At 49.0% G+C, this 23,916-nt stretch carries 24 protein-coding genes; 19 read left to right on the forward strand and 5 right to left on the reverse strand.

Annotation, left to right across the window (positions count from 1 at the left end; genetic code table 11):
* Nucleotides 1-19: 19 nt before the first annotated feature.
* From JXO48_03250 to JXO48_03260, 3 genes are read right to left on the reverse strand one after another with little or no spacing between them, the layout of a single operon-like run.
* A complete protein-coding gene (locus JXO48_03250) occupies nucleotides 20-895 on the reverse strand; it encodes a transposase (protein ID MBN2282885.1) in 876 nt (291 codons plus the stop codon).
* Between the two features lie 59 nt (nucleotides 896-954).
* The gene (locus JXO48_03255) at nucleotides 955-1,410 is read right to left on the reverse strand and encodes a dTDP-4-dehydrorhamnose 3,5-epimerase family protein (GenBank protein ID MBN2282886.1); all 456 of its coding nucleotides are present in this window, start codon (nucleotides 1,408-1,410) and stop codon (nucleotides 955-957) included.
* A gap of 25 nt (nucleotides 1,411-1,435) precedes the next feature.
* Nucleotides 1,436-2,164 (reverse strand): NTP transferase domain-containing protein, encoded by a 729-nt coding sequence (locus tag JXO48_03260; GenBank protein ID MBN2282887.1) that lies wholly within the window; start codon nucleotides 2,162-2,164, stop codon nucleotides 1,436-1,438.
* A gap of 173 nt (nucleotides 2,165-2,337) precedes the next feature.
* On the opposite strand from JXO48_03260, the gene ribD reads away from it, so the two are divergent.
* Nucleotides 2,338-3,429 (forward strand): bifunctional diaminohydroxyphosphoribosylaminopyrimidine deaminase/5-amino-6-(5-phosphoribosylamino)uracil reductase RibD, encoded by a 1,092-nt coding sequence (gene ribD / locus JXO48_03265; GenBank protein ID MBN2282888.1) that lies wholly within the window; start codon nucleotides 2,338-2,340, stop codon nucleotides 3,427-3,429.
* Nucleotides 3,430-3,438: 9 nt separating this feature from the next.
* Entirely contained in the window at nucleotides 3,439-3,942 is a 504-nt protein-coding gene (locus tag JXO48_03270; GenBank protein MBN2282889.1) for a UpxY family transcription antiterminator, read from the forward strand.
* Between the two features lie 5 nt (nucleotides 3,943-3,947).
* On the opposite strand, the gene JXO48_03275 is transcribed toward JXO48_03270, so the two are convergent.
* Nucleotides 3,948-4,973, reverse strand: coding sequence for a ribonuclease Z (locus JXO48_03275; GenBank protein MBN2282890.1), 1,026 nt, complete (start codon nucleotides 4,971-4,973; stop codon nucleotides 3,948-3,950).
* A gap of 351 nt (nucleotides 4,974-5,324) precedes the next feature.
* Between JXO48_03275 and JXO48_03280 the strand changes: the two genes are divergently transcribed.
* Entirely contained in the window at nucleotides 5,325-5,741 is a 417-nt protein-coding gene (locus JXO48_03280) for a peptide chain release factor-like protein (GenBank protein MBN2282891.1), read from the forward strand.
* A gap of 77 nt (nucleotides 5,742-5,818) precedes the next feature.
* Here JXO48_03280 and atpE read toward each other — a convergent pair whose 3' ends face one another.
* Nucleotides 5,819-6,193 (reverse strand): ATP synthase F0 subunit C, encoded by a 375-nt coding sequence (atpE, locus tag JXO48_03285; protein MBN2282892.1) that lies wholly within the window; start codon nucleotides 6,191-6,193, stop codon nucleotides 5,819-5,821.
* Between the two features lie 154 nt (nucleotides 6,194-6,347).
* Here atpE and JXO48_03290 point away from each other — a divergent pair, with 154 nt between their 5' ends.
* The 16 genes from JXO48_03290 (at nucleotide 6,348) to JXO48_03365 (ending at nucleotide 23,898) form a co-directional block, all read left to right on the forward strand.
* Entirely contained in the window at nucleotides 6,348-6,860 is a 513-nt protein-coding gene (locus JXO48_03290) for an Lrp/AsnC family transcriptional regulator (protein ID MBN2282893.1), read from the forward strand.
* Nucleotides 6,857-8,137 carry a glutamate-1-semialdehyde 2,1-aminomutase gene (hemL, locus tag JXO48_03295; GenBank protein ID MBN2282894.1) on the forward strand — a complete coding sequence of 427 codons (1,281 nt, stop codon included), beginning with the start codon at nucleotides 6,857-6,859 and terminating at the stop codon, nucleotides 8,135-8,137. Before JXO48_03290 ends, hemL begins: the two co-directional genes overlap by 4 nt.
* A 271-nt stretch (nucleotides 8,138-8,408) precedes the next feature.
* A complete protein-coding gene (locus JXO48_03300) occupies nucleotides 8,409-10,097 on the forward strand; it encodes a GDP-mannose dehydrogenase (protein ID MBN2282895.1) in 1,689 nt (562 codons plus the stop codon).
* A gap of 64 nt (nucleotides 10,098-10,161) precedes the next feature.
* Nucleotides 10,162-10,542 carry a four helix bundle protein gene (locus JXO48_03305; protein MBN2282896.1) on the forward strand — a complete coding sequence of 127 codons (381 nt, stop codon included), beginning with the start codon at nucleotides 10,162-10,164 and terminating at the stop codon, nucleotides 10,540-10,542.
* A gap of 36 nt (nucleotides 10,543-10,578) precedes the next feature.
* Nucleotides 10,579-11,736 (forward strand): hypothetical protein, encoded by a 1,158-nt coding sequence (locus JXO48_03310; GenBank protein MBN2282897.1) that lies wholly within the window; start codon nucleotides 10,579-10,581, stop codon nucleotides 11,734-11,736.
* Nucleotides 11,737-11,936: 200 nt separating this feature from the next.
* Nucleotides 11,937-13,499 (forward strand): Gfo/Idh/MocA family oxidoreductase, encoded by a 1,563-nt coding sequence (locus tag JXO48_03315; protein MBN2282898.1) that lies wholly within the window; start codon nucleotides 11,937-11,939, stop codon nucleotides 13,497-13,499.
* A 10-nt stretch (nucleotides 13,500-13,509) separates the two neighbouring features.
* Nucleotides 13,510-14,691: a UDP-N-acetyl glucosamine 2-epimerase gene (locus JXO48_03320; protein ID MBN2282899.1), complete on the forward strand. Its 1,182-nt coding sequence runs from the start codon at nucleotides 13,510-13,512 to the stop codon at nucleotides 14,689-14,691.
* A 178-nt stretch (nucleotides 14,692-14,869) separates the two neighbouring features.
* Nucleotides 14,870-15,862 (forward strand): SDR family oxidoreductase, encoded by a 993-nt coding sequence (locus JXO48_03325; GenBank protein ID MBN2282900.1) that lies wholly within the window; start codon nucleotides 14,870-14,872, stop codon nucleotides 15,860-15,862.
* 49 nt (nucleotides 15,863-15,911) lie between these two features.
* Nucleotides 15,912-17,075, forward strand: a complete 1,164-nt coding sequence (locus JXO48_03330) for a LegC family aminotransferase (protein MBN2282901.1) — start codon at nucleotides 15,912-15,914, stop codon at nucleotides 17,073-17,075.
* Nucleotides 17,072-17,692, forward strand: a complete 621-nt coding sequence (locus tag JXO48_03335) for an acetyltransferase (protein MBN2282902.1) — start codon at nucleotides 17,072-17,074, stop codon at nucleotides 17,690-17,692. The genes JXO48_03330 and JXO48_03335 overlap by 4 nt, the downstream gene beginning before the upstream one ends.
* On the forward strand, nucleotides 17,689-18,690 hold the full coding sequence (neuB, locus tag JXO48_03340; protein ID MBN2282903.1) for an N-acetylneuraminate synthase: 1,002 nt from the start codon (nucleotides 17,689-17,691) through the stop codon (nucleotides 18,688-18,690). The genes JXO48_03335 and neuB overlap by 4 nt, the downstream gene beginning before the upstream one ends.
* Nucleotides 18,687-19,856 carry a UDP-N-acetylglucosamine 2-epimerase (hydrolyzing) gene (gene neuC, locus JXO48_03345; GenBank protein MBN2282904.1) on the forward strand — a complete coding sequence of 390 codons (1,170 nt, stop codon included), beginning with the start codon at nucleotides 18,687-18,689 and terminating at the stop codon, nucleotides 19,854-19,856. Before neuB ends, neuC begins: the two co-directional genes overlap by 4 nt.
* 45 nt (nucleotides 19,857-19,901) lie before the next feature.
* Complete coding sequence (locus tag JXO48_03350; GenBank protein ID MBN2282905.1) at nucleotides 19,902-20,960, forward strand: NTP transferase domain-containing protein; 1,059 nt, start codon at nucleotides 19,902-19,904, stop codon at nucleotides 20,958-20,960.
* Entirely contained in the window at nucleotides 20,961-21,674 is a 714-nt protein-coding gene (locus JXO48_03355) for an acylneuraminate cytidylyltransferase family protein (GenBank protein ID MBN2282906.1), read from the forward strand.
* A 167-nt stretch (nucleotides 21,675-21,841) separates the two neighbouring features.
* Nucleotides 21,842-22,819: a Gfo/Idh/MocA family oxidoreductase gene (locus JXO48_03360; protein MBN2282907.1), complete on the forward strand. Its 978-nt coding sequence runs from the start codon at nucleotides 21,842-21,844 to the stop codon at nucleotides 22,817-22,819.
* A gap of 77 nt (nucleotides 22,820-22,896) precedes the next feature.
* The gene (locus JXO48_03365; GenBank protein ID MBN2282908.1) at nucleotides 22,897-23,898 is read left to right on the forward strand and encodes a Gfo/Idh/MocA family oxidoreductase; all 1,002 of its coding nucleotides are present in this window, start codon (nucleotides 22,897-22,899) and stop codon (nucleotides 23,896-23,898) included.
* Nucleotides 23,899-23,916 lie beyond the last annotated feature (18 nt).

Below are 23,916 nucleotides of genomic sequence, written 5' to 3' on the forward strand. Positions count from 1 at the left end.
AGGTCTTGCAATATAACATTTACGGCATTTTTTGCCCCTTGGTCTTTTCAATCCGGCGAATTGTTCTACTGACCGTCGTATAATGGACACCGATAAGATTGGAAATTTCATTCATTGTATATCCATATTCCACATAGGCACGATATATTAAATTCCCTCGTTCTCTCTTGTCCTTTCCTTCCAATTCGATGCGTAAATCCTCAAGAGACGGGCGATTTGCGAAACGGTGTTCTCGTGGGACCTCCCTTGCGTCGTGTTGTTCTTCCAGGTGAGGCTTTAGCCTGTCAATAAATTCTATCGAACCAAGGAATATCTGTCCCTTCACTTCGGTCCAAGGTGGTTTTTCATCAATGCCATCATAAATATATTGCGTATACGCCTGTATCGCTTTTTCTCTTGTTTCACCAAATTGCAGAAGAAGCCAATCAATTGTGAGAAATGGAGGTTTCTGAGTCATTCCCGCCATTGCCCGATAGCTGCTCCATGGCCAGCGCTCAGGACCCGACACAATTCCTGTCCGTACCGGATTCAGAACAATGTATCGACACAATGATAGCAAGTAACTTTCTTTTTCGACCAGGATCGCCTTGTACCGTCCCTGAAAGAGATGACCAACATTGTTATAGCGATAGTTGAACTTCTGTGTATAGACACCGTTGAGATGTCTCATCCCCTTGGAAAGATTACCATCCGGTGTCTCTATCACGAGATGGTAGTGATTTTTCATCAGACAATATGCATGGCAAAGCCAGTTGTATCTTTCCACAACTGACTCAAGCACGTTGAGAAAGGTGTTTTTATCGCTGTCATTACGATAAATATCATGTCGGGCATTACCTCGCGAGGTAACATGGTATATCGCATAAGGATATTCTATACGAAGTGGTCGTGCCATATAACCCCCCCTTGGTTCTAAAAATGTTATAATGCAAGACCTGACCCCAGGTTTGGGTTTCAGCCGTCTTTTCGATCCCAGTCGTAGGGGATGTGCCCGCCGTGGGGCGGATGGCGGTGTTCGTCGGACTCCTCGTAATCATAGACTTCCGTCGGCGCGTTGATCACGATGGCCTCGGCCTCGGAGACACACTTGAACCCGTGACAGACAAGGGGAGGGATGTGCAGCAGGATCGGGTTGTGCTCACCGGCGAAGAATTCATTTATTTCCCCGCGGGTGGGTGATCCCTCGCGGTCGTCGTAAAGGACGATCTTCATCATGCCTTTCACCACGGCCATATTGTCGGACTGCGCCCGGTGATAGTGCCAGGCCTTGACCACGCCGGGATAGGCAGTCGTCATGTAGACCTGCCCGAATTTTTCGAACACCTCATCGTCGTTGCGCAGAATCTCCATCAGGCGTCCCCGCTCATCGGGAATCACCCGCAGCTTTTTGACCTTTACGCCCTCGATCATAGGATCTCCCCCTTGGAAATGATTGTCACGGCTTGTTCGCCCCCGTCTTTGCCACCAGATTGCTCGCGTTCAGGAGTGACTCGAAGGTTCCCGCGTCGGTCCACCAGCCCTCGAGGAAATCACAGGTCATGGTCCCTTCCCGGATATAGTGGTTGTTGACATCCGTTATTTCCAGCTCTCCGCGGTCCGACGGTTTCAGCGTCCTGATGACGTCAAAAACGGTCCTGTCGTACATATAGATCCCCGTCACCGCGTAAGATGAGGCGGGCTCCTTCGGTTTCTCGTCTATGCGGACGATCCGGTCTCCCTCGAAGGCGGGGACACCGAAACGCTGGGGATCGGGTACTTCCTTGAGAAGGATCTTCGCCCCCCGTTCCTGTTTTTTGAAGGACTCGACGGCGCTCCTGATATTCTTTTCGATGATATTGTCACCGAGAACGATGACGATCCGGTCATCGTCGGCAAAATGCTCAGCCAGGCGGAGCGCGTCAGCGATACCTCCTTCTCCTTCCTGATAGGTATAGTTGATATGCTTCAGGCCGAAATCCTTCCCGTTTCCCAGGAGCCGCAGAAAGTCGCCGGCGTTGTTGCCGCCGGTCACGATCAGTATCTGGTCGATACCGGCATTGATGAGGGTCCGAAGCGGGTAGAATATCATGGGCTTGTCGAATACGGGGAGAAGATGCTTGTTCGTGATCTTCGTAAGCGGGAACATGCGGGTGCCGAGGCCCCCGGCCAGTATGATGCCTTTCATCGATTCCTCCTTCATATACGGGTGGTTCCGCATATATAGCACAGGTGGTCCCGGCTTCGCCACCCGTATTGTCTGGATACCAACCTGAAAATCACATAAGAGCCCTTCTTTACAGAACTGGAAACCTGTAGTATATGCTTCCACAGTCGCTCAATATCAACCGAGGGGTATCGATGAACGATAGGGATTACATGGAGCGGGCGATCCGGCTCGCCCGAAAGGGAGAAGGCCGGGTGAGCCCGAATCCGATGGTCGGTGCCGTCATCGTCAAAAAGGGCATAATAATCGGCGAGGGCTACCACAGGCAGTTCGGCGGTCCCCATGCCGAGATACAGGCCCTTCATAATGCTGTTGAACCGGTCGATGGGGCCACCTGGTATGTTACCCTCGAGCCCTGTTCCCACCATGGAAAGACACCGCCCTGTGTCGATGCGATCATCGCGTCACGGCCGGCCAGGGTGGTGGCTGGAGTGCAGGACCCCAATCCGGTCGTTGGGGGCAAGGGGTTGGAAAAACTACGCAAACAGGGGATCGACGTCACGCTCGGAGTGCTGGAGGAGGAATGCCGGGAGTTGAACGAGACCTTTTTCACCTTCATGACGACCCACCGCCCCTTCGTTACACTGAAATACGCCCAGACCGCGGATGGAAGGATAGCCGCGGGAACCGGTGACTCACGGTGGGTCAGCTCCGAGCCTTCCCGGCGTTTCGCCCATATGCTGCGGTCACACCATGACGCCATCCTGGTGGGTGTGGATACGGTGATCCATGATGACCCGGAACTGACGGTCCGGCTGGTGCGGGGCCGGAATCCCCTCCGGATCGTCCTGGACTCGACGCTGCGTATTCCCGATAATGCCCGGATCCTTCGGGACCAGGACCAGGCCAATACGGTGGTCGTCGCCGCTGAAGGATGTTCAGAGAAACGGCGGCGGAAACTGCTGGACCGGGGTGTCGAAACGATAACCGTCCCGGCCGGTGATTCGGGTATCAACCCGGAAACGCTCCTGATGGAACTGGGGAGCCGAAGCATATCGTCCCTCCTGGTCGAAGGGGGCTCAAAGGTCATCACCTCTTTCCTGAAGGAGCACCTCGCGGACCGGCTCGTGATCATCACGGCCCCGAAGATACTGGGCGCCGGTATTGAGGCGGTCGGCGACCTCGACAGCACGAGCATCGATGATGCCCTGCAGCTCTCCCTGCGCAGGATCACCCGGAAGGGAGACGATGTAATACTCGATTACCGGATGAAGAGAAGGGATTAGAGCAGGGAAATGTCCTGGTACGCCGTTCATACCCGCAGCCGTCACGAGGATCGTGTCCATGCCCGCCTGACGCAGAAGTCCATCGACACCTTTCTTCCCAAGATGGAAGTGTGGAGCAGGCGGAAGGACCGGAGAAAACGGATACAGGTCCCCCTTTTTTCCGGTTATCTCTTTGTTAATATTGAAGAACTGACGAATGAGAGAAAACTTGACGTCCTGACGACGGCCGGTGTGGTCAGGATACTCGGAAGACCTGACAGCAGCAGGCCGGAACCGGTTCCCGACGAGCAGATCGAGGCGGTGCAGCGTCTTGTCAACTCCGACGTGGAGCTCCAACCCTTTGAATATCCTCGGGCGGGTGAACCGGCCCGTATCGTGGACGGCCCCTTCAAGGGTATCGAGGGAACCGTTATCAGTACCGATTACCGCAAGAATCTTTTTGTCGTTTCCATTGACATCCTGCAACGATCCGTTGCCATTCGGGTCGAGGGATTCCAGATAGAGAAGGTGTGAGGGCCTCAAAATAGGGGGATTTCCTCTTCAAGATCAATGAAGGCTTCCAGTGCCTCGTCTTCCAGAAGAAACTCCTGACCACGGTATTTCGGGGAAAAGTGAAAGAGGACAAACCGCTTTACCCCGGCCTTTCGCGCCAGTTCGCCCGCCTGGCGTGCCGTCAGATGGTATTTCGCGGCGGCCTGCTCGGCCTCCTCGTCAAGAAAGGGTGCTTCGATGAAGAGGATGTCGGCCGATTCGGCCAAGTCTATGATCTTCCTCGCGTTTTCCTCGCTGTACACGGCGTCCGCCACGTAGGCCAGCTTCTGGCCCGGCGTTATCATGACAAGGCTGTCCCGCAATCTGCCCAGCGGCATCGTTGCGGCTTCCCCGCCCCTCCCGGTCTTCACTGTTCGGGGCAGGGAGACCGGCGTCTCGTCGGGTTCATTGCGCCGTATACGGTCTTTCAGGTCAGCCAGCCAGTCGCCCTGGGGAAGACCGAGCTCTTCCAGGGCGTTTTTCATGATATTGATATGTTGTTTCTCCTTCAGGGAGAAGGCGAGGGAGGGTATCCGGTGATCGAGAAAGGCGGTTTTCACGATACAGTCTTCCCGGTCCAGAAGGACAGCGGAGGTGTCCGTCATTTCGCCGGTGACTTCTCCGCTGAAGGCGTTCCGGCACTCGAATCGCTTCGTTATCCTTTTGTTTTCATGAACTTCCGTGACATCGATGACGAAATCATTACTGTAGTTTCCCACCAGGTTCCAGCTGTAGGCGCCGATCTTGCTTTCCACGTTGGTGATAAACCCCGGCGGACCGAAGAGAGAAAGGTGCCTGTCGCGCCCCAGGCAGATCCTCAGGATGTAATCGAACCCGATGAAGTGATCCATGTGGGTGTGGGATACGAAGATATTGCTGAGTCTCAGTATCTTTCGCGACGGGGTGGCGCAGAGATTTCCCACATCAAAGAGAAAGGCTTCATTGCGGTGCTTGAATTTCACATAGACACCGGGATCGGCGCAGGGTTCGTTGATGAGTTCGGCCGAAAACATGGTATCACTTTACCTGTTGATTTTTTTTGGGAAAATCACTATAAACGAGGGCTCCGGCGGAGTCAAGGATTACCCGCGGAGGAAGAGAGCTCGTGAGCTCGTGAGTTCATAAGCTCTTGAGTTTTTTGCAGTGTAGTTGCCCGATCCATCGGGCGTTTTGAAAAAGCGCCGATAAATAGGCACACTACTATTTTCCTCCCTTTGTAAGGGGAGGCCGGGAGGGATTTATATTTACAAATCCCCCTCAATCCCCCTTTTTCAAAGGGGGAGGCGGGTTTTGTCCCGCACTCAGGCACTCAGGCACTCAGGCACTCAGGCACTCAGGTACTCAGGTACTCAGGTACTCAGATCATGTTCGCTGTATCAGAACAGAAGGAAAAGGAACTGCTTGACAGGATGGAGAAGCTCGGGGTCCGGGATGAAGACCTGCGGGAGACGTTCGTCAGGTCCTCGGGTCGCGGCGGGCAGAAGGTGAACAAGACCTCCAGTTGCGTCCATCTCATCCACAAGCCCACGGGCCTTATCGTCAAGTGCCAGCAGGAGCGGTCGCAGGCGCTGAATCGATTTCTGGCCCGGCGGATCCTCCTGGACCGCCTTGAACGGATAGAAAAAGGAAGACAGAGCGCTGAAGGACAGCGCATCGAGAAGATAAAAAGACAGAAACGAAAACGGTCAAAGCGGGCCAAGGAGAAAGTTCTGCAATCGAAGCACCTGCAGTCTGAGAAAAAGATGCGTCGCGCGAAGATCCCTCTTCCCGAAGGGGAGTAGGCCCGGCTTTTTCAAGGCAAAAAAAGGGGGAAGTCGCTCTTATACGCTCCCCCTTTTTCCCTATGAGACCACAATCACTATCCGACGATGTACTTCAGCAGCGGATTGGCATACAGGATCGCCAGAGCAATAACGAGCGCGTAGATCGCGATGGACTCGGTCATTGCCATACCGACCAGCATGGTAAGCATGATTTTGCCCTGTGCGTCAGGATTTCTGCCCACGGCGTTCGTGGCTCCACCCGTCGCCTGCCCCATTCCGAGACCGGGACCGAATGCACCCACACCCATTGCAATACCGGCCGCGATGATACTGCACGCGAGAACAAGCGCCTTTCCCGATACGTCGCCACCTGCGGCTGCTTCCTCAGCGGCGAACGCGAAGGGTGCCGTTACCATCAGACCCGCCAGGGAAATCATGCAGTACATGATGCCTCTCAACATTTTTCTCATACCGTATCCACTCCTTTCATTGATTTTTTCCGCTCCGCCGGTCAGAAAACATCCTCTCCCATAACCGGTATGGCACGGGTCGGAACTTCTCACCATTGTAGCAGATGGGACCTCTTTATCTGCAAGAAAAACGATTGTCAAGCAATATTTAGATATGCTAAGGAAAATTTCCATCGAGGTAATTTTTGTCATGATTTTTCCGGCCATTACGGAGAAAGAAAAATCGATCGCCCGGGTCGTGCAGGGTGACCTCCCCCTTGTCAGGAAGCCTTTCGAAGAAGCCGGCCGGCGGATCGGAACAACGGGAGCGGAGGCCCTCGAAACGATCCGGTCCCTTGTGAAGCGCGGCATTATCAGGAAATTCGGCGCTATTCTGAAACATCGTGAAGCGGGATTCAGGAGAAATGCCATGGTGGTCTGGGCGGTGCCGCCGGAGCGCTGTGAGGAGATCGGGGGAAAACTGGCGGCCTGCCGCGATATTACCCACTGTTACGAGAGGACACCTCCCTTTGAGGGCATCTACACGATCTTTACCATGGTCCACTGCCGGGATGAGGAACCGGAGCAGCGGGTCGCCGCTCTCGCCCGGCACATCGGCATCGATTCTTATGCAATTCTCAGAAGTCTCGAGGAATACAAGAAGAGCAGCATGGAGTATTTTTCATGAAAAAGAAGTCAGCCGTCTATTTTGAAGAGGCACAGAACTATATCCCGGGTGGCGTCAACAGTCCCGTCAGGGCCTTCAGGTCCGTTCAGGGCGACCCGCTTTTCATCTCCCGCGCCTCGGGGGCACGAATATATGATGCCGATGGAAAAGAATATATTGACTACGTGGCTTCCTGGGGTCCCATGATCGCGGGACATGCGCATCCCGCCGTTGTGACGGCCATTCAGGAGGCCGCCGGAAGGGGAACCAGTTACGGCGCGCCGACGGAACTGGAGATCGAGATGGCCCGGTGCATCGTTGAAGCCTTTCCCGCCATCGACATGGTGAGAATGGTCAACTCCGGAACGGAGGCGACCATGAGCGCCGTCAGGCTCGCCCGCGGCGTGACAGGGAAAAATAAAATACTGAAATTTGAGGGATGCTATCACGGACATGTTGATTCCCTCCTCGTCAAGGCGGGATCGGGCGTGGCTACCCTGGGAATACCCGGAAGTCCCGGCGTCCCTCCGGAATTGGCGGCATTGACCGTTACCGTTCCTTACAACAACATCGACGCCGTGAGGGATGCCCTTGACGAATACGGTACTGAGACGGCCTGTGTCATCGTGGAGCCGGTAGCCGGGAACATGGGTGTTGTCCCGCCTCTGCCGGGGTTCCTCGAAGAGCTCAGGGAAATAACCCGCAAGAAAGATGTTATCCTCATTTTCGACGAGGTCATTACCGGCTTCCGCCTTTGCTACGGCGGGCTCCAGAACCTGGCCGGCATCGAACCCGACCTGACCTGTCTCGGAAAGATCATCGGCGGCGGTCTCCCCGTGGGGGCCTTCGGCGGCAGGAAAGACATTATGGAACAACTGGCGCCCCTGGGGCCGGTCTATCAGGCGGGAACCCTCTCAGGGAACCCCCTTGCCATGGCGGCGGGGCTCGCCACGCTGAAGATATTACGGGAAACGGACGGCTATAAAGATTTGGAACGGCGAACCTCCTATCTCTGCGAAGAGACGGACGGCCTTTTCGTTGAAAAGGGGATCCCCCTCACCATCAACCAGGTCGGTTCGATGTTCACCCTTTTCTTTACGCCGGCGGCCGTCGTTGATTTTCAATCGGCCAACGCCTGTGATACCGGGCGCTTCGCGTCCTTCTTCAAAGGCATGCTTGAAAGGGGCATCAGTATGGCGCCCTCCCAGTTCGAGAGTTCCTTTCTGTCGCTCGCCCACAACGACGAAGATATTGACCATACTCTCCAGGCCTGCAGGGAGACGCTTGCGGACCTGTGAAAACCTCTCCACGGGTACATTGTTCATCATCTATCACCCCCCCTTTTCTCTTTGACAGAGTACGGCTGTTATTATATAGACCTAACTCCATGAGATTTCATAAAAACCTTACGGGTTACAGGATATTGCGCCACCGGGGAACCACTATTGAAGGAAGGGTGTTTCATCCGACGGGGATATGTTTCCCACTGTGAATGAGGAAAGGTATGGCGCAGTTCATGTAATTCAAAGGGCGAAGCTGTACATTTTTTGAATGAAGGAGCCGTTTCACATGACGCAGAATGAACCAGGACAGGACAGAGAACTACAGGTTGATTTGAAGGAAGGAGCCGTTTCCGTTTCCCCCGCCGGTGAGGCCTTTCCGCTTCCCCAGGAAGAAGATTACGTTCGCGAGTACAAGCGGCTGCAAACGATCGTTGCCGAGCAGCGTCAGATAGGGCGGGAGATCGTGGTCGTCATGGGCGTCGGTTTCGTCGGCGCCGTCATGGCGGGGGTTGTCGCCGACTCCATCGATAAGAAGACCGGTGAGCCCCTGAAGTTCGTCATCGGCATGCAGCGACCGTCTGCCCGCTCCTACTGGAAAATACCCCTCATCAATCGCGGTGTGGCACCTGTTGAAGCGGAAGACCCCGAAGTGGTCCCCATGATCAGCCGCTGCGTGCTTGAAAGGAAAAATCTGATCGCCACATACACCTATGACGCCCTCTGTCTGGCCGATGTCGTGGTCGTCGATGTGCAGTGCGACTACTTCAAGGAAAACCTCGGAGACGTTCGAAAGGGCAGGGCCGAGATCGCGGCCCTTGAAGAAAGCCTGAAGATAATCGGCGAGAAGATCGGTCCCGACTGCCTGGTCCTGATAGAAACCACGGTGCCTCCCGGGACCACCGAGTATATCGCCTACCCCATTATCAAGAAGGCCTTTGAAAAGAGGGGACTCAACGACCGGGAACCGCTTCTCGCTCATTCTTTCGAGCGGGTCATGCCGGGAAGGGAATACGTATCGTCCATCAGGGATTTCTGGCGGGTATGCAGCGGTATCAATGAGGAGGCGCGGGATCGCGTGACGGCGTTTCTTTCCGACGTTCTCAACGTTGAAAAATTCCCCCTCACCGTTCTTGACCGTCCCATGGAGAGCGAGACCTGCAAGATCGTGGAGAACTCATACCGGGCCACCATACTTGCCTTTCTTCACGAGTGGAGTCTCTTTGCCGAGAGAAACGGCGTCGACCTCATCAAGGTCATAAAGGCCATCAAGGTCCGCCCCACCCATTCCAACATGATTTTTCCCGGTCCCGGCATCGGCGGGTACTGCCTTCCCAAGGACGGGGGGCTGGGCGTGTGGTCCTATCACAAACTGATGGGGTTCGATGACGATATTTTCCGGATCACCCCGGCCGCGATCGACATCAACGACACCCGTTCCCTGCATGCCGCTGAACTGGTCCGGGACGCCCTGCGGAACATGGGGAAAATAGTCGCTGCATCGAAGATAGCCGTTCTCGGTGCTTCCTATCGTGAGGATGTGGGTGATACCCGGTACAGCGGCTCCGAGATCATCGTCCGCAAGCTGACGGAGATGGGTGGTGAAGTGGAGGTCCATGATCCCTATGTGAAGCACTGGTGGGAGTTCGAAAAACAGGAAACCTACCCGGCGCCGGGGCATTCGTGGTCACGCTTTTTCAGGAACCAGGACAAACTGTCGGAACTCCGCATCCACGAGGACATTAAAGATGTACTGAAGGGCGCCGATGCCGTCGTCCTGGCGGTCCGCCACGAGCCCTATCTCGCGTTGACCCCTGACGAGATCGTCGATATGGTCGGAAAAGAAACGGCCATCGTTGACTGCTTCGGAATACTCAGTGATGACAATATTCGCCGCTTCATCGAACTGGGGTGCGAGGTAAAAGGCCTCGGAAGGGGACATATAAAAAGGATCAAGGATTCGGTGAAGAAGGATTAAGGATTACGGGATAGAGGATTACGGATTATAATACAAAGACATGATGATTCAGGGGGGATGACGCGTGGCTTTGCATTGGAAAGAATTGAGAGTATGGGAAAAGGCCCACGAACTGGTACTTGAGATTTACAAAACAACTTCTTGTTTTCCGGCCTCTGAGACATACAATCTTACCGGTCAACTTAGAAGAGCAGCCAGTTCCGTGCCGGCGAATATCGTTGAAGGGCAGAGTCGAAACACCACGAGAGAATACCTGAAATTCTTGTATAATGCTCGCGGGTCTCTTGAAGAAGTGAGGTATTTTTTATTACTTGCAAGAGACCTTCTTTTCCTGGACGATATTCATTACACAAAACTCGAGAACAACTATGAATCAGCAAGCAGAATGTTGAACGGTCTTATTCGTTCATTAAGGGAACCGGCTGCCGGACATGCTAATCCGTAATCCGTAATCCTTTAATCCTTTATCCGGAGGTTCACAATGGATCAAGATAGTCACTATATTCAATCACGGGAAGACGAGATCGAGTTGATCGATCTTCTCCGGGTCATCTGGAAATGGAAATGGATGATCGTGATCGGGACCTTTCTCTGCGTCGTGGCGGCCGTGGTGCTTTCCTATCAGCTTCCGAAGGTGTACCTGGTGGATATGATCATCGAGCCGGGGATCATGGGGGTCGATGAAAAGGGGAGCTTCATATACTTGGATTCACCGGAGAATATCAGCCGCAAGATAGACCAGCAGGCCTATAACCAGCGGATCGTGCAGGTCCTCAATATCGATCCGAGAGAGGTCAGGTTGGATATCAATGCCGATGTGGACCGGAAGGGCGGATCGCAGGTCATCAGGGTGACATCACAGTGGGAGGAAGAGAAGGTCGGCCTCGGTGTTAATGTCCTTACCCGTCTCGTTGACCTGCTTACGAATGATTACCAGGCCATCGTGCAGCAGAAAAAGCTCAATTACGATTCAAAAATAACGACCAATAAAAACAAGATACAGGAAGTCGAGATCCAGAGAAAAGACCTGGAAAAACAGATCCAGATCAAAATGAGCGATATCCAGAGCAAGCAGAACCAGATGCGGGTCAAGCAGGAGAGGCTTGAAAGTGTCAGGCAGCAGGTCGAAAAACTATTGCTTGAGTTGAAGCAGGTGAAGGACAACTCCGAAAAGATCGCCGCGAAGAGAAACGAACTGATCACCGAAAGCACCGCTCAGGACGACCTGTCGCTCATGCTCTACGGGACGACGCTTCAGCAGAACATTATCTATTTCAATGAACTTAGCACACAGATCTACGATCTGAGAGATGAACAGCATGAAATTGAATCAGAGATATCGTTGCTCGAAGGGGAAGTTAATATGAAGACCGGGGAAGCAGAGCGCCTGCGGCTTCAGAAGGACGAAGGGGTGCGGACAAAGATCGATGACATCACCGCCGAGATCGAACGACTGCGGTCAGAGAAGGACATCATCACCAATATCAAGGTCGTCAAGACCCCCGAAATATCGGTGCGTCCCGTCAAGCCGAAAAAGAAACAGATCGTGGCGCTTGCCGGTGCGGGGTCCCTCTTTTTCTTCCTGCTCCTGGCATTTTTCATCGAATACGTGCGCAACGCGCAACGGCAGGAACGGTGAAGCTGAGTGTATAATGTGATCAATTGGATCATTCAGTTGATCAACTGAACAAAAGTAAAACAACAAAACTGAAATTTCAGCGGTATGTGTAGTTTGCCGATTCATCGGCGTTTTTAATCGGCCCGGCACATTGAGTAATGATGGGTCATTCCCCGAACAGTTCCAACGGGGAGAGCGTTTTCATATAAAAAGGAGCTTCCATGAACAAAAAGATCTGTGTTGTCGGTGCCGGGCGGTGGGGCAGGAATCACATCAATACCCTCAATACCCTGGGATACCTGGGAGGGATCGTTGAGGCCGATTCCGATGTTCGTCGGCAGTTCCAGGAGCGCTTTCCCGCCGTAAAGACCTTCGCCAATATCCGGGAGGCCATGCAGGAGGATTTCGACGGGTTCACCGTGGCCACGCCGGCGGAGACCCATTACGAGATCGCCGACTATATCATCGAGCACAAAAAACACGTCCTGGTGGAAAAACCCCTGACGCTCACCGCCAATGACGCCCGCAGGCTCAAGAAACATGCCGAGGAAAAGGGCGTCAATCTCATGGTGGGCCACCTGCTGCTCTTCCATCCCGCCATCAGGAAGATGAAAGAGCTCATCGACGGCGGCAAGATCGGAAAATTCGAATATATCTACAGCAACCGCCTCAATCTGGGCACGGTCCGCACCGAAGAGAACATCCTCTGGAGCTTTGCGCCCCACGATATATCCATTTTCCAGTACCTCATCGGCAGATTTCCCCTGGAGATCCTCTCTCGGGGAGGGACCTTCATCCAGCCGAGCATACACGATTCCTCCATGACGGTTTTGACCTATCCGGACAACATCGTGGGACACATCTTTGTCAGCTGGCTTCATCCCTTCAAGGAGCACCGGATCGTGGTGATCGGCTCAAAGGGGATGCTTTCCTATGAAGATTCCTCCGAGAAGAAGGAGATCCTCTTTTATGAAAAGGGCATCGACTGGATACAGGGCGAGCCCATCATGCGGGACGGCCCCACGGAAGTGATCGAGCATGAAAAAGGAATGCCGCTGACGGCGGAGCTTCAGTATTTTGCCGATCACCTGAATGGAGACCCCGTCCTGCTCGCCGATGCCCACAATGCCCTGGAAGTGCTTGAGATCCTCGAAATGGCCACGGAAAGCCTCCTGAAGGGGACCGAGGTCAGCGTCAAAGAAAAAAAACCATATCCCGAAGGCGCGTTCTTTATTCATCCAACCGCAGAGGTCGATGACCAGGTATCCATCGGCGTCGGAACAAAAATATGGCATTTTTCCCACATCCTTTCCCGTACCCGGATCGGGGAGAACTGCAATGTCGGGCAGAACGTCGTCGCCGGTCCCGCGGTAACGATAGGCAACAACTGCAAGATACAGAACAATGTCAGCGTGTACAAGGGCGTGACCCTGGAGGACGGTGTTTTCTGCGGACCCTCCATGGTCTTCACGAACGTCTTCAATCCCCGGGCGGAGATCCGTAAAATGGACCAGGTCCGTCCCACCCTGGTCAGGAAAGGGGCAACCATCGGTGCCAATGCCACCATCGTCTGCGGGGCGACCATCGGCCGATACGCGTTCATCGGCGCCGGTGCCGTGGTCCTGGAAGATGTGCCCGATCACGCCCTGGTGGTCGGCAATCCGGCAAAACGCAAAGGCTGGATGTGTGAATGCGGTGAACGGCTCGACGATAACCTGAAATGCATCGAATGCGGGAAGAAGTATAAGAAGAGCGGGAAAGGGTTGAAGCTGAAAAACACATAAGCATCACATAATGAATCGACCATTAATCATAGTCACTATCGTCGGCGCCCGGCCCCAGTTCATCAAGGCCGCTCCCGTGGGCAGGGCCATCAGGCAGGCCGGCCACCGGGAGATCCTCGTACACACCGGCCAGCATTACGATGATGAAATGTCACGGGTGTTCTTCCAGGAAATGGGGATCCCCGAACCTGACCATAACCTTGGTATCGGTTCCGGCTCACACGGGTATCAGACGGGGGAGATGCTCAAGGGGATCGAGGATGTCCTCATACAGGAAAGGCCCGATTGCGTCCTCGTCTTCGGTGACACGAACTCGACCGTCGCCGGGGCCCTCGCCGCGGTGAAGCTCCATATCCCCATCGCCCATGTCGAGGCGGGCCTTCGTTCATACAACCGCGAGATGCCCGAGGAGCACAATCGAGTCCTGACGGACCACTGTGCCGACATCCTTTTCTGCCCCACGGAAACGGCGGTGAGGAACCTTCAAAAGGAAGGATTCACCGGAATCGTCAATAACGGGAAATGTATTGATCTGCAAAGTGATCCCGTCCTTTCCCATCATGCCCTCCCCCTTGTGGTGAACGTGGGCGATACCATGTACGATGCCGTTCTCCAGTTCGGGGAGATTGCGCGCAGGACGTCGACGGTCCTGGATGCCCTCAAACTGGAAAGTGGCCGCTATTTCCTCGCGACACTCCACCGGCCGTACAATGTTGATATCCCGGAACACCTGGAGAATATCCTGGCGGCCTTCATTGAACTTGAAGAGACTGTCCTGTTCCCGGTCCATCCCCGGACCCGCAAGCAGATCGCTGCCTTGAACATGGCCTTTCTGGAGCATCTGAAAAAGAGCACGGTGAAGCTTGTGAATCCTGTGGGATATCTCGACATGCTCGTCCTCGAGCAGAACGCCCGCGCCGTCCTCACCGACTCCGGCGGCATGCAGAAAGAGGCCTATTTCTTTGGTGTCCCCTGCATTACCCTGCGGCCGGAAACGGAATGGGTTGAGACGGTGGATTCGGGATGGAACACGGTGGTTGGGACGGATAAAGCACTCATCATTGAAAAGGCCGCTTCAGTGAAACCGTCTGCGTTGCGCCGGGTATCCTATGGAGACGGAAGGGCTGCCGAAAAGATTGTTCACACCATTGCGACGAATATGTCAAATTTTTTTAAAAAGGTTGTATTATGAGTCCATTTTGTCTCGAAAAAAGAGATAAAAATGGATTAATTTATCTTTTAAAAAGATACGATATAAAATTTTTCAATGATATATCTGTTATATTTAGAAGTTTTTTGTCATTCAAACGATTATTTTTTCTATAGCATTATAAGTAAATAATAACATTGCGAAAAAGGATAAAAGGAAAGTGGATTTATCAAATAAAACAATTCTTGTAACTGGAGCTGATGGTTTTATAGGTTCTCATCTGACAGAAATGTTAATTAAAAAGTCAGCCAGGATTAAGGCCTTAAGCTATTACAATTCATTCAATTATTGGGGATGGCTGGAGGATTTAGATTGCTTGAACGATATCGAAGTGCTGACTGGAGATGTGCGGGACCCCCACTATTGCAAGCGTATCGTCAAGGATGTAGATATAGTTTTTCATCTAGCAGCTCTTATCGCTATACCCTATTCTTATGTTGCTCCGGACAGTTATGTGGATACCAATATCAAGGGGACATTGAATATCTGCCAGGCCGCACTTGAAAACGGGTGCAGTCGTGTGATTCATTGTTCCACATCTGAAGTCTACGGCACGGCTCAATATGTTCCCATTGATGAAAAACATCCATTACAGCCCCAATCACCATACAGTGCCTCAAAAATAGGCGCCGATGCAATCGCACAAAGTTTTTTCAATGCTTTTGATCTGCCCTTGACAATAGCACGTCCCTTTAACGCATATGGCCCACGTCAGTCAGCTCGGGCTGTTATTCCCACGATAATTACGCAAATTGCAACCGGTACGGAACAAATAAAACTTGGTGATTTTACGCCAACAAGAGACCTCAGCTACGTTGAGGATACGTGCCGTGGATTTATCGCCCTTGCCGAATGCGAAAAAACAATCGGTGAGACGGTCAATATAGGCTCCAACTTCGAGATTTCGATTGGAGACTTGGTTGATAACATAAAAGAAATCATGAATTCAGACGCACCCGTAATTACGGATGATATACGACTTCGTCCCGAAAATTCCGAAGTCTTTCGCTTGTGGTGCGATAATACAAAGATAAGAGAACTTACAGGTTTTGAACCAAAGTATTCAATAAAGGAAGGCTTGCGCAAAACAATAGCCTGGTTTACAAACCCTGAGAATCTGAGAAAATATAAAACAGATATTTATAATATCTAGAAAATCAAAGCAGGATGATGAAGAGTTAAAACAGAAAGTTCAAAGCAAAATGACAAAAGAAATATCATCAAAGTCATTTTCAAGAATGATCGATTTCATCAAGTCACTTTATCCGGATGAAAACCCAGTGCCGTTGCACGCGCCACGGTTTGTCGGAAATGAAAAGAAATATGTCTTAGATGCTATAGATTCAACCTTTGTTTCATCTGTTGGCAAATACGTTGATCGTTTTGAAGAAATGATATGTGAGATTACAGGTGCAAAATATTCAATAGCAACTGTCAATGGAACATGTGCATTGCATCTTGTTTTAAAGCTTACCGGTGTTCAGCCAGGCGATGAGGTAATTACCCAGCCTTTGACCTTTGTGGCAACCGCCAATGCTATTGCACACTGCGAAGCGAATCCAATATTCCTTGATGTTGAGCGAGAAACATTGGGGCTTGATCCAATTGCTTTAAGAAGATTTCTACAAGTCCATACGAGTATTAAGGAGAATGCCTGTTACAATAAAACTACCGGCAATCGAATTGCAGCATGTGTTCCCATGCACACCTTTGGCCATCCATGCCGTATCAGTGAAATTGCGGACACTTGTAAGCTTTATAATATTTCACTTATCGAAGATGCTGCTGAATCACTTGGAAGTACATACAAGCAAAAACACACGGGTACCTTCGGGTTGTTTGGAATTTACAGCTTTAACGGGAATAAAACTGTGACCTGTGGCGGTGGTGGGGCCATTGTGACTAATAATGAAGATCTTGCGAAAAAAGCAAAACACATAACCACAACTGCCAAAGTGCCCCACCCATATGAATATGTCCATGACATGATTGGGTATAACTATCGACTTCCAAATCTCAACGCGGCCGTTGCATGTGCCCAATTGGAACAACTCAATACTTTTATAGAAAAAAAAAGGGAACTGGCAAGGCTATACAAGGAATTTTTTAGGTCTTTGAGGATACTTTTTATTGAAGAACCGGCAAACACCCGATCAAATTACTGGCTGAGTGCCGTCATTATGCCAGACCGGAAAACACGTGATGAGTTTTTGGAAGCGACAAACGGGGCGGGAGTTATGACTCGTCCCATCTGGAGACTATTAAACAAACTGAACATGTACAAGAGTTGCCAGACCGATGCGCTGAAAAACGCGAAATGGCTGGAAAACAGAGTGGTAAATATCCCGAGCAGTGTGAGATTATGAAGAATGAAATTATTCTCATGGGTGGTGGCGGTCATTGCAAATCCTGCATCGATGTAATTGAACAGGAGAAAATGTTTCAGATAGCGGGCATTGTAGATCTGCCGGAAAATCTTCACCAAAAAATCCTTGGCTATGAAATCATTGCGACAGATAATGACCTGCCACGATTGGTAAAGGAATATAAATACTTTCTGATCACTCTTGGCCAGATCAAAAGCCCGGACAAACGTAGAAGACTTTTTCAAATCCTGAAAGAATTAGGGGCGATATTTCCTGTAATTATTTCACCTTTTGCCTATGTGTCAAAATACGCAGAAATCAGAGAAGGAACAATAATAATGCACCAAGCCATGATAAATGTAGGGGCACGGATCGGAAACAATTGTATTATAAACAATAAAGTTTTGATTGAGCATGATGCAATTATTGGTGACCATTGCCATATCGCAACTGGCGCCGTTATCAACGGGGGTGTTAAAATTGGTTCAGGAACTTTCTTCGGCAGCAATGCCGTTTGTAGAGAATATATTGAGATTGGGGAAAATTCCACAATCGGCTTGGGGATAAAAATTACCAGGAATATTTCTACTGGCACAAGTATTAAAACAAACAGATGAAAAAAACCTTCATAATTGCCGAAGCAGGGGTGAATCATAACGGCAGCCTCGATCTGGCCAAAAAGATGATCGATTCAGCTGCTGATTGCGGTGTGGATGCGGTCAAATTTCAAACCTTCAAGGCTGAAAAGGTTGTAAGTAAATTTACACCAAAGGCGGAATACCAGAAGGAAAAAACTAAGACTGATGAATCCCATCTTGAGATGATCAAAAAACTGGAACTGAATGCAGCGGCTCACCAAAGGCTCATCACGCACTGCAATAAGAAGAAGATTCAGTTTTTATCCAGCCCCTTTGATCTTGGAAGCATAGACCTATTAAATGAACTTGGTCTCAATATTTTCAAGATACCCTCCGGCGAGATTACAAATCTGCCGTATCTTCGTAAGATCGGATCATTAAAAAAAGAAATTATTCTTTCTACCGGCATGGCTGACTTGTATGAGATAGAAGATGCCCTTAATGTCCTTACTAATACCGGTGCAAAATTGAAAGATATTACTATCCTTCACTGTAACACTGAATATCCCACACCCATTGAAGACGTTAATCTTAAAGCCATGCTAACGATCAAGTCCACATTCCCCGGTGTTAATATTGGTTATTCGGATCATACACTTGGAATAGAAATTCCCATTGCCGCTGTGTCAATGGGAGCAACGGTCATTGAAAAACATTTTACTCTTGATAAAAACATGGAAGGCCCTGATCACAAAGCATCACTTGACCCCAGTGAATTAAAGGCCATGGTTTGTGCAATTCGCAATATAGAAAGAGCGATGGGAAACGGAATTAAGAAACCATCACCTTCAGAACTGAAAAATAAACTCATTTCCCGTAAAAGTATTGTGGCATGCCGCGATATCCACAAGGGTGAATTGTTCACCGAAGAAAATCTCACCGTAAAGCGACCGGGCACAGGGATTAATCCCATGCGGTGGGATGAGATTATCGGCCAAAAGGCAAAGAGAGATTATCAACAGGATGAGTTAATATGAGCCGAAAGATATGCGTTGTCACCGGGACCCGCGCCGAATACGGTCTTCTTTACTGGTTGATGAAAGAGATTCAGGAAGACGCTGATCTTGAACTCCAGCTCATTGCCACCGGGATGCATCTTTCTTCTGAATTCGGCTTAACTTTCCGTCAGATAGAGAAAGACGGCTTTGAGATTAATAAAAAGATTGAGATGCTCCTTTCTTCCGATACCCCGGCAGGTATTTCAAAATCAATGGGACTCGGTATGATCGGTTTTTCAGACGCGTACGAAAACCTAAACCCGGATATTGTTGTCCTTTTGGGGGATCGATTTGAGATCTTCTCCGCTGCCGCCGCTGCAATGATTAATCGCATACCGATTGCACACTTACATGGAGGTGAGGCGACGGAAGGAGCGTTTGATGAAGCGATAAGGCATTCAATTACCAAGATGTCGCATATTCACTTTACCGCGACGGAAGAATACAGAAGACGGGTCATTCAACTTGGGGAGTCACCCGGAAGAGTTTTTAATGTAGGTGGTCTCGGTATCGACAATATTAATAAACTCAAGCTTATGAGTCGGGAGGAATTTGAAAATTCAATAAATTTTAATCTTGGTTCAAAAAATCTTATGATAACATTTCATCCTGTGACCCTGGAACATGCCACGGCGAGAAAGCAATTCAAGAATATTCTTGATGTCCTTAGTGAACTCAGAGATACCCACTTTATTTTTACAAAACCGAATGCCGATACCGAAGGCCGTGTTCTGATTGAAATGATTGATGATTATGTTTCCAAAAACAGCCATAATGCCACTGCATTTGTCAACCTCGGACAACTCAGATATTTGTCAGCAATGCAATTTGTAGACGGAGTTCTGGGCAATTCATCAAGTGGGTTTACGGAGGCGCCGTCACTCAAGATCGGTACGATCAACATAGGAGATCGCCAGCGTGGCAGAATAAGGGCCGATAGTATTATTGATTGTAACCCCACAAAAGAAGCAATTCTGGCCGCAATTACAAGGCTTTATTCAAAAGAATTCCAATCCAAACTTAAAAACGTAAAAAACCCTTATGGCGAGGGTGGTGCCTCTAAAAAAATCAAGGGAATCATTAAAGAAACTAATCTTACAGATATTTTGAAAAAAGAGTTTTATGATGTAAAATTCGAAAAATGAAACTATCTGTATTCAAGAACTATTTTTTTGGACGAGGGAAAAGTCATGAAAGACATAACAATTCATCCCGAAGCTACGATTAAGAATGCAATGGAATTACTTGACAAGACAGCACAAAAAGTGCTTCTGGTCGTTGATAAAGATAACTCGCTGCTTGGTACGTTAACTGATGGTGATATCAGGCGGCATATTCTGAAGGGTAATGATCTTGCTGGAACAATTCAAGGTGCATACAAAGCAGATCCAATCTGCTCATTTCAGGATAATTTTGATCTGGAAAAAATCAAAACGATTCTTACGAAAAATCAAATAGACCTGGTTCCCATTCTTGATCAGAACCGAAAAATAGTAGATTACATTACATGGTCAAAGGCTTTCGGAAATAGCAGTCGATCAACTGCAACGCAGCTTGATGCTCCAGTTGTAATAATGGCAGGAGGTAAGGGAACGCGTCTTGAGCCATTTACGAGAGTTTTGCCCAAACCCCTTATCCCGGTCGGGAACAAACCGGTAATTGATCATATCATCGACAGATTCAGGGTTTATGGAATAAGTCAATTTTATTTAACGATTTATCACATGGCCAGGATCATCCGAGCCTATTTTGAAGAAAAAAGGCCGGATTATTCCGTGGATATCGCCGAAGAAGATGAACCCAGAGGCACGGCGGGGAGTCTCAAACTCCTTTTAGATAAATTACATAAGCCTTTTTTTGTATCGAACTGTGACGTGGTTATAGAGGCCGATTATGCTGATCTTTACCACTTTCATCTGCAAAACAGTAATGATATTACTCTTGTAGCCTCAACAAAACAGTTTAATATACCTTACGGTATATGTGAACTGAATGGTGGGGGCAGTCTGGAACGAATAGAGGAAAAGCCCGAGTACAGTTTTTTGGTAAATACAGGGATGTATGTATTGAATCCCTCTGTCCTTGAATTGATCCCCGACAAACAACTGTTTCATATTACTCACCTGATTGACAGGATAAAGGAAAATGGTGGGCAAATTGGTGTGTATCCAGTAAGTGAAAAGGCATGGATAGACGTCGGCCAATGGGCAGAATACCGCAAGGCGTTGAAAGTGATTGAGGAAATTTGAATGATAAACGGGAAATCGGTTTTAGCGATAATTCCTGCGCGAGGTGGATCAAAGGGACTGCCGGGGAAGAACATAAAAGAACTGTGCGGTAAGCCTTTGATTGCGTGGAGTATTGAACAGGCTCAATCTTGTAAGGATATTGATGAAATAGTCGTGTCAACAGATGACGAAGAAATTGCTGAAGTCGCAAAAAAGTATGGCGCAGGAGTACCCTTTATACGTCCTGCAGAATTGGCAAATGACACAGCAAAAAGCATAGACGTTATTTTCCACACCATAGAATGGCTCAAAAAACACAAAGGTTACCAAACTGGATATATTCTGCTGTTACAACCAACATCACCACTGCGTGCGGAAGAAGACATAGAAAATGCCATCCTGATCTTAAAAGACAAGAATGCTCGGGCAGTTGTCTCTGTGTGTGAAACGGATCATCACCCATGGTGGTCCAACATATTGCCCGAAGATGGCAACATGGAATCTTTTATAAGACCGGAGATGATGAATAAACGCAGGCAGGAACTGCCCGTTTTTTATAAACTGAATGGTGCCATATATCTTGCTGATACGGATTACCTGTATAAATACAATGGATTTTTCGGGCCGGATACCTTTGCTCATAAAATGCCCCAAAGCCGTTCAGTTGATATTGATTCGGACTTGGATTTCAGTTTGGCGGCATTGTTATTAAGGGAAAAAATGAATGATAGTTGAAAGCAGACGCCAATAAAAAATCTTTTTACTTTACGGACAAAGCAAATAAAGAGGCTAGTAATCTGTTTCGGACAATTTTCCCCAATATTATGTCACTGGTCGGCACATAATCGTGGATGATTTTGGATGTGCGACAATGCAAATGAAGAAGCGAAGATATCAATAGAATGATAAAAATTGCTTTAATCGGTGCAGGTCAACTTGGCAGTCGCCACTTACAGGCCTTGGCTAAGATTGATATGCCCGTGATTTTACAGGTTGTAGACCCCAACAAAGACTCTCTGAAAGTAGCACGAGAGAGATACCTGGATATTCCAGTAAACAACAATATAGAACGTATCGATTTTCTGGAAGGAATGGCAAACCTGAATGTAAGCATTGATTTATGTGTTATTGCCACAAACGCGGACGTTCGATTTAAGGTTTTCAAGGAATTGATCGGCAAAACGAAAGTCGCGAATATAATCTTCGAAAAGATTCTATTTCAATCAAAAAAGCAATTTAACGATGCAAAAGAATTAATTAATCAGAAAGGTATTTCATGCTGGGTAAATTGTGCCCGCCGAATGTACCCAATATATAACAAAATAAAGGAAATGATGGCGGAAGATAACAAGATTTGTGTACAAGTATCAGGAGGAGAGTGGGGATTAGCCTGTAACGCCATGCACTTTATCGACCTGCTGGCATTTATGTGCCGCAACACTTCGTATGAACTGGATATTGCGGGCCTTGATCCCGTGGTCTTGCAAAGTAAACGAAAGGGTTTTGTAGAGGTGACCGGAAAGATCACCGGGGTTTTTTCAAATGGAAGCAGTATTGAGCTTGAATCAATTGCCGGTAAAAAAGAGCCCCCCCGGATTTCAATAAATAACTCACAAATAAAAATTGTACTTGATGAGAGCCGTGGTGAGGCAACTGTTGCCAGAGAGGAAAATAACTGGAATGAAAAGATGTTGAAATTTACGGTGCCTTTTCAGAGTGAACTCACTCACCTGGAAGCAAAAGTAATCTTGGAGACTGGTACTTGTAAACTGCCTGATTATAATGAAAGTTCTATGCTGCACGAGCCTTTTTTAGACGCCATAAAAAAGCATATAGAGACTGTTGAACATAGAACATATGATTGCTGCCCGATAACATAACGGGCTTAACATTCGAAGATCACAACCCCCGCCCGTTTACTCCTTTCAGATTTCACCTCGATAATTTGGAGGATCAAATGCCTTACAATACATTGCTGTCAATACCGGAAAGAGATTTTTCTGACAAGAAAGTCCTCATCATAGGTGCCGGCTGGATGGCGATGCAATATTGTATTGCGCTGACACAAATGGGTGTCAGAAATGTCAGTGTTGTATCCCGATCGGAAAAGTCGGCTAAGGTATGTTTTGATAAGTTTGGATTCCATTCCTATCATGGGGGCTATGAACAATGTCTGCCGAATCTTGACACGTTTGATCTGGTTGTTGTTGCGACATCAGTGCATGAGTTGAAACCTGCATCCATGTGCGCAATAGAATGCCGTAATAAAAATATCCTGGTTGAGAAACCTGCATCACTCTATTCGAGTGAGCTTTTTGAATGGGCAAGACAATCAGATGACAGCTATGCAAGAATACGCATTGCCTATAATCGCCTGACCTATCCCAATTTATGGAAACTCAAGCAATGTGTTCACGCTGAAGGAGGAATAACCTCATGCAGATATACGTTTACAGAACTGGTACACGCCATCAATTTCAATAAGGACCAACCTGACGTTTATGAAAGATGGGGAATCGCGAATTCGCTGCACGTTATCTCCATGGCCCATGATCTTATTGGAATGCCGGAAGAAATAAGAACATATCAGTATGGTAAATGTAATTGGCATCCTAGTGGTGATCGTTTTGTGGGAGCCGGTGTTACCCGGGGAAATATCCCTTTTTCCTATCATGCGGACTGGAGTTCCGCAGGTCGATGGGGAATAGAAATCATGACACCTGAAAATGCCTATCGGTTGATTCCATTGGAACAACTTTATCGATGCAAAAAAGGTTCTTTTAATTGGGAACTTGTTGAGACAACTTCAGCTTACCCTTATGCAAAACAGGGGATCGCAGAAGAAGTGGCAATAATGCTTGCCTTGGAACTTGAAAAGGCAGTTCCATTGGTTGATATAAAAAAAGCTGCGGAATATACAAAATTGGCGGAAGTGATTCTGGGATATTCTCTTATTTAAAATTATTGGTAAAAACAA

The sequence above is a fragment of the Deltaproteobacteria bacterium genome, from assembly GCA_016933965.1.
Taxonomy (GTDB): domain Bacteria; phylum Desulfobacterota; class Syntrophia; order Syntrophales; family UBA2210; genus JAFGTS01.